This window comes from Curtobacterium sp. MCBD17_023 (assembly GCF_003224415.1).
Taxonomy (GTDB): Bacteria; Actinomycetota; Actinomycetes; order Actinomycetales; family Microbacteriaceae; genus Curtobacterium.
Genome location: NZ_QKLJ01000021.1, coordinates 26,887 through 36,036, shown reverse-complemented (window position 1 = coordinate 36,036; position 9,150 = coordinate 26,887). Strand labels below are relative to the sequence as shown.

Below are 9,150 nucleotides of genomic sequence, written 5' to 3'. Positions count from 1 at the left end.
GGCACCACCGTCCACATCTCCCAGGACGCCGCGGACCTGCTGAACCAGACCTTCAAGACCGACGCCGTCAAGCGCGGACTGCTCGTCGGCACCGCCACCATCACCGCCCAGATCAAGTAACACCCGATCTGACGCACCACCACCAGAACGCCGTCCCGCACACGCGGGACGGCGTTCTCGCGTCCCCGGAACCAGACGCCCGGGGTCAGCCGCGCCGGCGCCACCAGCGGGTGGGCCGGGAACCGGACGCCCGCTCGGCCGCAGCGACCGCGTCGGCCGCGAACCGGGCCTCCCGGCGGTCCTTCCACGCGACGACCTCTGCCTCGACGTCCCGCATCGGGGTGACCACGGGTGGGCCGCCGAGCAGCTGACGGCGGGCCTCCTTCACCCGGGCGTTGAAGTCGACCAGGACGTCCCGCACGTCGGACTCGGCCGACAGCGCGTCGAGGTGGTCGTCGAGTTCGGCGTCCTCGGTGCGCAGGGCCAGGGCGGGCGGGGCGATCCCGCGGATGTCCTCGCGCTCGATCTTCGCCTTGATCCACCAGTTCGGGTCGTGTTGCTCACCGAGTCCGGGGAGCGGCTTGCCGTGGTACGGGTTCCCCTCGAAGACCCCGCGCCGTTCGGCCTCGGCGATCTGGGCACGCGCGTGCGCAGCGACGTCGGCGGCCTTGAGCAGTCGACGTTCCTCGCGCTCGGCGCGGACCTCGTCCGGGTCGAGCGAGCCCCGCTCGACCTCGGCGTCCACGAGCTGCTGGTAGCGGTACCGCGCGGCCTTCCGCAGGCGGTCCATCCGGGCATCGACGTCGTTCATCGTCGGACCATGATGCGCCCCACCACCGACTGTCACCCTCAGCCGCCGTCCACGGACAGGACGAGGAGCCGATGGACGCAGGACTCGGACAAGACGGACGCGGCGGTCCAGGGTCGCAGAGGTGGAATCCCTGCCCCTCTGGTTGCTCTGTCTGGTCTTCGTCGCTGGTGCGGCCGTCATCTGGGTCGCCGGCATCCAACTGTCGAAGACCACCGACGTGCTCGACGCCCGGCTGCACCTCGGCAGCGCGCTCGGCGGACTCATCGTCCTGGCCGTCGCGACGAACCTGCCCGAGATCGCCATCACCGTCAGCGCCGGGCTCTCCGGGTCGATCGAGGTGGCCGCCGGCAACATCCTCGGCGGCATCGCGATCCAGACGGTCGTCATCGCCGTGCTCGACGCCTTCGGCAAGCGCGGGAAGGGCGTCAAGCCGATCACGTACCGGGCGGCCTCGCTGACCCTGGTGCTCGAAGCGATCGTCGTCGTGGCGGTCCTCGCCGTCGTCATCGCCGGGAGTCAGCTGCCGCCGGACCTGGTCGTCGCGCGGCTCACTCCGGACGTCGTGCTCATCGCCCTCATCTGGATCGCCGGGCTGTTCCTCGTGCAGCGCGCCGGCAGGGGACTCCCGTGGCACGAGAGCGGTCACGCCCCGGACGCCAGCCCGCACGCGTCCGGACACCGGACCCGCAAGCCGGACACCCCGCCGATGAGCACCCGGAAGGCCGCCGTCGTCTTCACCGTCTCGGCGCTCGCGACCCTCGTCGCCGGTGTCGTGCTCGAGCGGGCCGGTGACGCGGCGTCCAGCCAGATCGGGCTCTCCGGCGTGCTGTTCGGCGCCACCGTCCTCGCCCTGGCGACGAGCCTGCCGGAGATCTCCACGGGCATCCAGGCGGTCAGACAGGGCGACGACAACCTGGCGGTCTCGGACATCTTCGGCGGGAACGCGTTCCTGCCCGTGCTCTTCCTGGTGGCCACCGTGCTCTCCGGCAAGGCGGTGCTGCCGCAGGCGAACGCGAGCGACGTGTACCTGACGGCGCTCGCGGCACTGCTGACGCTCGTCTACGCCGTCGGGCTCGTGTTCCGGCCGCAGCGTCGGGTCATCGGGATGGGCGTCGACTCGTTCCTCGTCGTCGTGCTCTACCTGCTCGGCATCGGCGGGCTCGTCGCGATCACGCTCGGGTGAGCGCCGCCCGGTCGCGGTCAGTGGTCGGCCGCGACCTCCTCGATCGTCAGCGCCGCCTGGATGAGCGCCAGGTGGGACAGTCCCTGCGGGATGTTGCCCATGAACGCCCCGTCCTCGCTGAGCATCTCGCTGAACAGTCCGACGTCGTTCGCCTGGTCGACCATCTCGTCCATCAGCGCCCGCGCGTCGTCGGTGCGGCCGACGCAGGCCATCGCGGCCGCGAGCCAGAACGAGCACGCGACGAAGGGTGACTCCTCGTCCTCGATCCCCGAGTAGCGGTAGACGAGCGGACCGCGCTGCAGCTGCTCCTCGATCGCCCGGATCGTCGACTCCATGCGAGGCCCCCGGTCGAACCCGCTCATGGCGTGCAGGAGGATCGAGGTGTCGAGGGCGTCGCTGCCCGGGTACATCACGTAGTGACCGCGCTCCTCGTCCCACCCCTTCTCGGACACCCACTGCTCGATGAGCTCGCGGTTCTCGATCCACTTCCCACGCGGGCCGTCGATCATCCCGGCGTCGTGCAGCTCGACGGCCGCGTCGAGGGCCTGCCAGCAGCCGATCTTGCTCGTCACGTAGTGCTGCGCGTCCTCGAGCTCCCACATGCCCGAGTCCGGTTCGACCCAGCGATGACACGCGTCGTCGGCCAGGTCCTGCAGCACCGATGCGGTCTTCCGGTCGAGGACGTTGCCGGCGCGCACGTACTGCTGCATGATCGCGAAGACGTCGCCCCACACGCCGAGCTGCAGCTGGTCGCCCGCGCGGTTGCCCACCGTGACCGGCCCGATGCCGTTCCACCCCGGGACGGTGCGCTCCTCGACCTCGTCGGTCTTCGAGCCGTCCAGGCCGTAGAAGATCGGCATGGTCTCGTCGTGCTCGGCGATGGTGCGCATCACCCACGACACGGCGGCGTGTGTCTCCTCGCGCAGCCCGAACCGGGTGAGCGCGTGCACCGTGTACGCCAGGTCGCGGACCCAGGCGAAGCGGTAGTCCCAGTTCTTCCCGCCGGTGCGGTCCTCGGGGAGGCTCGTGGTCGGTGCGGCCGCGATCGCGCCCGTCGGCGCGAAGATGAGCAGCTTCAGCGTGAGAGCGCTCCGCTGGACCGCTTCAGCCCACGGGCCGTCGTAGTCGAACTCCTCCGACCACGCCGACCAGTTCGCGATCGTGCGGTCCACGCCCTCGAGGCTGCGCTCCGGGTCCGGCAGGAAGATCGGTTCGTCGTGCGTGCCGACGACCGTCAGGATCGACTTCGATCCCTCGCTCGTGTGGAAGCGACCGGAGAAGCGCGGCCCGTCGTCGTGCACCGGTTCGAAGCCCTGCTCGACGATCGCGATCGTGACGCCGTCGATGCCGATCACGGTTCCGTTGCCGGTGTCCAGACGCTCCGGCTCGGCCGTGTCGAGCAGTGTCCCGGGTACGACCGCCCACTCCATCTCGACCGACCCCTCGACGCCCTCCACGCACCGGCCGATCTCGGCCCAGGGCAGACGACCGGCGACACCGGTCACCATCGCGTCGGTCACGGTCGCCTTCCCCTCGGAGGTCGTCCAGGTCGTGACGAGGACGTTCGTCCCGGGCAGGTACTGACGGGAGGCTTCGGCGTCGTCGTCCACCGGACGGAGGGCGATGTGCCCGCCGTGTTCGGCGTCGACGATGCTCGCGAACACCGGCGGCGAGTCCATCGACGGGATCGGGAGCCAGTCGATCCGGCCGTCGCGGGCGATGAGGGCCACGGTCCGGCCGTCACCGATGGCGCCGTAGGACCGCAGCGGCACGTAGCCGTCCGTGCGCTCCTCGTTGTCGCTGGCATCGGGTGTGTCTCGTGTCCGTTCCGGCATGGTCCCATCGTGCCCGCCGCGGCTCAGCGTGCCCCGCGCACCCCACGTACCCCGGGCGGCCGGTGGTGGGGGCTCCAGGTGATGGCGGACGCCGCCGACCTCGTCACGGTCCGGCACACGCGGCGGCAGATCGTCGACGTCGAGGGGGACTGACCGGGCGGCGACGGAGGGGAGGCCCGTGGCGGGCCCGCCACGGGCCTCCCGTCCGGATCGGCGCGACGCCCGTCGGTCCGGACAGCCCCCGTCCGGGCGGGCAGACTCGTGGGGTGACCGACGCAGCCCAGGACGCCGCCCGTGAGACCGGACGACAGGCGCGCCGCGCCGCCGACAGCAGGTGGTTCGAGACGACGGCCCGTGCCGGGTTCGTCGGCAGCGGTGTCGTGCACCTGCTCATCGGGTACCTCGCGGTGCTGCTCGGTGTCGGGAACGCCTCGGCCGGCAGCGGTGCGCAGGGATCGGAGTCCGGCGACACCGACCAGTCCGGTGCCCTGGCGCAGCTGGCCTCGGTCCCGGGTGGTGTCGTGCTCCTCTGGCTCGTCGCCGTCGGCACCGCGGCGCTGACCATCCGACTCCTGGTCGAGGCCGTGGTCGGCGGTCGCACGGACGACGCGCGGGCCTGGGTGAACCGGGGGAAGAACGTCGGCAAGGCCGTGGTCTACGGCGTCATCACCTACTCGTCCGCCAGCTACGCGGTCGGCGCCGGGAAGAGCTCCTCCGGGTCGACGACGAGCGCCGCCGCGACCGCGCTCGCGACGCCGGGCGGTGTCGTGCTCCTGCTCGTCGTCGCCGCGGTCGCGATCGCCATCGGGGTGGGACTCGTCGTGATCGGGGTGCGGGGGTCCTGGAAGAAGCACCTCCGGCCCCAGCCGCAATCCGTCCGTCGACCGGTGGCCGTGCTCGCGACCCTCGGGTACGTCGCCAAGGGGGTCGCGGTCGTCATCGTCGGCGTGCTCGTCGCGGTGGCCGCGTTCCGCAGCGACCCGGAGCAGGCGAGCGGGCTCGACGGGGCGTTCGACGCGCTGCGGTCGATGCCGGGCGGGTCCGTCGTCCTCGTCGTGGTCGGGCTCGGGTTCGCCGCGTTCGGCGTCTACAGCTTCTTCCGTGCCCGCTACGCGCGGATCTGACCGCGCGCACGGGATGGTCGCGGACACCGCGGCCCCGGCGATGCGATGATGCATCGCGGTGGCACGTCGCGCGTCGCCTGTGCCCGTGACCACCGGTCGCGGCTCGCCCACATCGAAGACGAGGAAGCATGGTTCCGACGGAGGGACACCAGGAGGCCGCCCCGCTCCTGGCAGGCCGGTACCGCCTGGAGCAGGTGATCGGTCGGGGTGGCATGTCGGTCGTGCACCGCGCGTGGGACGAGAGCCTGGACCGACCGGTCGCCGTGAAGCTCTTCCACCCGGGCATCGTCGACATCGCGCGGCAGGAGGCCGAGCAGGGCGTCCTGGCGTCTCTCGACCACCACAACCTCGTCAGCCTCCTCGACGCAGGCGTCGTGGAGGACCAGAACGGGTCGCTGCAGCGGTTCATCGTGATGGCGCTCGTGCACGGCCAGGACCTCGAGGAGCGGCTGTCCCTCGGGCCGCTCGCCTCGCGGCACATCGCCGAGATCGGCTACGACATGGCCGAGGCGCTCGACTACATCCACGCGCAGGGCGTCGTGCACCGTGACATCAAGCCGTCGAACATCCTGCTCGTCGACTACGGCAACGGGTCCGACCGGGCACGGGCACGGCTCACCGACTTCGGGATCGCGCTCGCGGCCGGCGTCGAGCGGCTCACCGCGGACGGCGTCACGACGGGCACGGCGGCCTACCTGAGTCCGGAGCAGGCCCGGGGCGCGGACGTCGGTCCGGCCAGCGACGTCTACTCGCTCGGACTGGTGCTGCTGCAGTGCTTCACCCGACGGCGGGAGTTCCCCGGCTCGCTCGTCGAGTCCGCGCTCGCACGGCTCTCGCGTGACCCGATCGTGCCGGAGCCGCTGCCCGAGCACTGGAAGCAGGCGCTCGCTGCGATGACGGCGCAGGACCCGGCGGCCCGACCGGTCGGTGGCGAGCTCGTCGCGTTGCTCCGCCACGTCGTGCTCACCGACACCGCGAGCGACGAACCGGCGGACGTGGCCGCGGCGGACTCCGCTCCCGGTCGTCCCGAGGCGGGTGCGGCACCCGCGTCCGGCTCGGTGTCCGCGTCCGGCTCGGTCTCCGGCGAGGGCGACGGGCGTCCGACGACGCTCGACGTCCTGCCCGAGGAGGCCCTGCAGCGCACGACCGCGATGGCGGCGCGGCTCTTCGACGCGCCCATCGCACTCATCGAGGTGCTCGACGAGGACCGGGAGTGGTCGCAGTCGTACGTGGCCGACGGCGTCGACAAGTCCGCGCGGAGCATCACGTTCCGCAACGGGTTCGCCCCGGTGCCGGTGCCCGTGGTGATCCCCGACGGGTCGACCCACCCGGAGATGCGGAACAGCCCGCTCGTCACCGGCCCGCTCGGCATCCGGTTCTACGTCAGCGTGCCGCTCGTCCGACACGACGGCGCGACGGTCGGCACGCTCGCGGTGCTCGACTCGCGTCCCCGCACCGCCGACGAGGCCGACATGGCGAACCTGCGGGACCTCGCTGCGCTCGCGGTGACGCAACTGGAGCTCCGGCAGGAGTCCCTGCGGACCGGCACCAGCGACGCCGTCCCGATCGTGCGCACCGGCGGGACGCACACCGGCGGACCGCACACGGGCGGTGCCCTCACGGGTGGCGGGCACACCGCGGGCCGACACAGCGGGGACGTCCGTGCGGCCCCGGAGCCGGGCCGCGCCGGCTGACCCGCCGAACCGGCGACCGTCGTCGGGTAGGCATGACTAGCGTGGGAGACGTGGACATGGACGACGAGGCACCCCGGATCGACGAGCAGGTCGCCGACGAGCACATCACCGGTACGCGGTTCCCGGTCGACCGGACTCCGGACGACCAGGGCACGGCAGCCGAGGGCACGACCGACGAGGACGTGACCGACGAGGATGTGACCGACGAGGACACGACCCCGGCGGCCCCCGAGATCACCTACGACGAGCAGCTGTACCCGGCCCGACCCCGCCGACTGCGGCCGCGCGCGAACCTGCGCGGCGGCAGCCTGCAGCGCCGGTTCTCGGACCCGCGTGCGGCCAACGGCGAGAACCCGGCCTACATCGAGTGGCTGGTGCGCCAGTCGATGCTCAAGGACGCGGACGTCCTGAGCCGCCAGCTGTCGGGGTCGCCGAGCATGTGGCGCAACCCGTACGCCCGGCCGGACGCCCGGCGCGCCGTGTCGACGTCGGACGTCTGGTTCACCGCGTACCCGATCTCGCTCATCACGCGTCCGGGGGAGTCGTTCCTGACGGCGCTCGCCGACCCCGAGCTCTGGACCGCGTTCGAGCGCATCGGCATCAACGGCGTGCACACCGGACCGGTGAAGCGCGCCGGTGGCATCCGCGGGTGGCAGGAGACCCCGAGCGTCGACGGCCACTTCGACCGGATCGGGACGCAGATCGACCCCACCTTCGGGGACGAGGAGACGTTCCAGCGGATGACCGACGTCGCCGAGGAGCACGGCGGCAGCATCATCGACGACATCGTCCCGGGACACACCGGCAAGGGCGCGGACTTCCGTCTGGCCGAGATGGCGTTCAAGGACTACCCGGGGATCTACCACATGGTCGAGATCCCGCCGGAGGAGTGGCACCTGCTCCCGACCGTGCCGGAGCACCGCGACTCGGTGAACCTCGACTCCGCCACCGAGTCCGCCCTCGCCGAGCGCGGCTACATCATCGGCGAGCTGCAGCGCGTGATCTTCCACCAGCCCGGCGTCAAGGAGACGAACTGGAGCGTCACCGCGCCGGTCGTCGGCGTCGACGGCGTCACCCGCCGCTGGGTGTACCTGCACTACTTCAAGGAGGGGCAGCCGTCGGTCAACTGGCTCGACCCCACCTTCGCGGGCATGCGTCTGGTCATCGGCGACGCCCTGCACTCCCTGGGCGACCTGGGCACGAGCGCGCTCCGTCTCGACGCGAACGGGTTCCTCGGCGTCGAGAAGAGCGCGGAGGGTGCCCCCGGCTGGTCGGAGGGCCACCCGCTGTCGCACGCGGCGAACCACGTCATCGCGGGCATGGTGCGCAAGGTCGGTGGCTTCACGTTCCAGGAGCTCAACCTGACGGTCGAGGACATCCGCGACACCGGGGCCGTCGGCGCCGACCTGTCGTACGACTTCATCAACCGTCCGGCGTACCACCACGCCCTCGCGACCGGGGACACCGAGTTCCTCCGCCTGACGCTCCGCACCTCGCTCGAACTCGGCGTGGAACCGGTCAGTCTGGTGCACGGCATGCAGAACCACGACGAGCTCACGTACGAGCTCGTGCACTGGGCGACGCTGCACAAGGACGACGTGTACACGTTCCACGGCGAGGACACGACCGGCGGCGCGCTCGCCGAGCGGATCCGGGCCGACCTGACGGACGCGCTCACGGGCGACGCCGCCGACTACAACCTCGTGTTCACCACGAACGGCATCGCCTGCACCACGGCGTCGCTCATCGCGGCGACCCAGGGGCACACGACGCTCGGCGCGATCGCCGACGAGCACGTCCCGCAGATCCGCGACGCCCACCTGCTGCTGGCGGCGTTCAACGCCTGGCAGCCGGGCGTCTTCGCGATGTCCGGGTGGGACCTGCTCGGGTCGCTGACCCTCCCGAAGGAACTCGTCACCGACCTGATCGCCGAGGGGGACACGCGGTGGATCGAGCGCGGCGCGCACGACCTGCTCGGCGTCGCCCCGGACACCGAGCGGTCCGCGTCCGGCATGCCGCTGGCCCGGTCCCTGTACGGTCCGCTTCCGGAGCAGCTCGAGCGGCCGGACTCGTTCGCGTCCCGGCTCGGGGAACTCCTGCGGGTCCGGACCGAGTACGGCATCGCCTCGGCCCGCCAGGTGGACGTGCCCGAGGTGGCGCACCGCGGGATGCTCGTCATGGTCCACGAACTCGAGTCGACGGACGAGCAGGGCGAGCCGATCGTGCAGATCACCGTGCTCAACATGACCGACACGGCGCTCGACGGCACCATCCGGTCGGAGTCGCTCCCGCACGGCGCGACGGTCGTCGACGCGACGGACCACAGCGAGCTCGGCACCGTCGACGACCTGTGCAGCTTCCCGCTGCGCATCGACGCCTACGGGTCGCGCTTCCTCGTCCTGCGCCGGACCGCGCCCGAGCAGTGACCTGCACCGATCCGCACCGAGCAGTGACCCACACCGAGCAGTGACCCACACCGAGCAGTGACCCACACCGAGCAGTG

The 9,150-nt window shown here is 71.7% G+C and carries 7 protein-coding genes; 5 read left to right on the top strand and 2 right to left on the bottom strand.

Going from position 1 to position 9,150, the window contains the following annotated elements; all coding sequences use genetic code 11:
- Nucleotides 1-205 precede the first annotated feature (205 nt).
- Entirely contained in the window at nucleotides 206-811 is a 606-nt protein-coding gene (locus tag DEI84_RS14790; protein WP_110891431.1) for a DUF1992 domain-containing protein, read from the bottom strand.
- A 121-nt stretch (nucleotides 812-932) separates the two neighbouring features.
- Here DEI84_RS14790 and DEI84_RS14785 point away from each other — a divergent pair, with 121 nt between their 5' ends.
- Nucleotides 933-1,994, top strand: a complete 1,062-nt coding sequence (locus DEI84_RS14785) for a sodium:calcium antiporter (RefSeq protein ID WP_110891430.1) — start codon at nucleotides 933-935, stop codon at nucleotides 1,992-1,994.
- Between the two features lie 17 nt (nucleotides 1,995-2,011).
- Here DEI84_RS14785 and DEI84_RS14780 read toward each other — a convergent pair whose 3' ends face one another.
- The gene (locus tag DEI84_RS14780; RefSeq protein WP_110891429.1) at nucleotides 2,012-3,829 is read right to left on the bottom strand and encodes a glycoside hydrolase family 15 protein; all 1,818 of its coding nucleotides are present in this window, start codon (nucleotides 3,827-3,829) and stop codon (nucleotides 2,012-2,014) included.
- A gap of 9 nt (nucleotides 3,830-3,838) precedes the next feature.
- Between DEI84_RS14780 and DEI84_RS15800 the strand changes: the two genes are divergently transcribed.
- The 4 genes from DEI84_RS15800 to treS all read left to right on the top strand — a co-directional run bounded on the left by DEI84_RS15800 (nucleotide 3,839) and on the right by treS (nucleotide 9,073).
- On the top strand, nucleotides 3,839-3,982 hold the full coding sequence (locus DEI84_RS15800) for a hypothetical protein (RefSeq protein WP_181420486.1): 144 nt from the start codon (nucleotides 3,839-3,841) through the stop codon (nucleotides 3,980-3,982).
- A 113-nt stretch (nucleotides 3,983-4,095) separates the two neighbouring features.
- Entirely contained in the window at nucleotides 4,096-4,953 is an 858-nt protein-coding gene (locus DEI84_RS14775; protein ID WP_110891428.1) for a DUF1206 domain-containing protein, read from the top strand.
- Between the two features lie 128 nt (nucleotides 4,954-5,081).
- Nucleotides 5,082-6,647: a GAF domain-containing serine/threonine-protein kinase gene (locus tag DEI84_RS14770; protein WP_110891427.1), complete on the top strand. Its 1,566-nt coding sequence runs from the start codon at nucleotides 5,082-5,084 to the stop codon at nucleotides 6,645-6,647.
- A gap of 182 nt (nucleotides 6,648-6,829) precedes the next feature.
- A complete protein-coding gene (gene treS / locus DEI84_RS14765) occupies nucleotides 6,830-9,073 on the top strand; it encodes a maltose alpha-D-glucosyltransferase (protein ID WP_375537657.1) in 2,244 nt (747 codons plus the stop codon).
- Nucleotides 9,074-9,150: the final 77 nt, after the last annotated feature.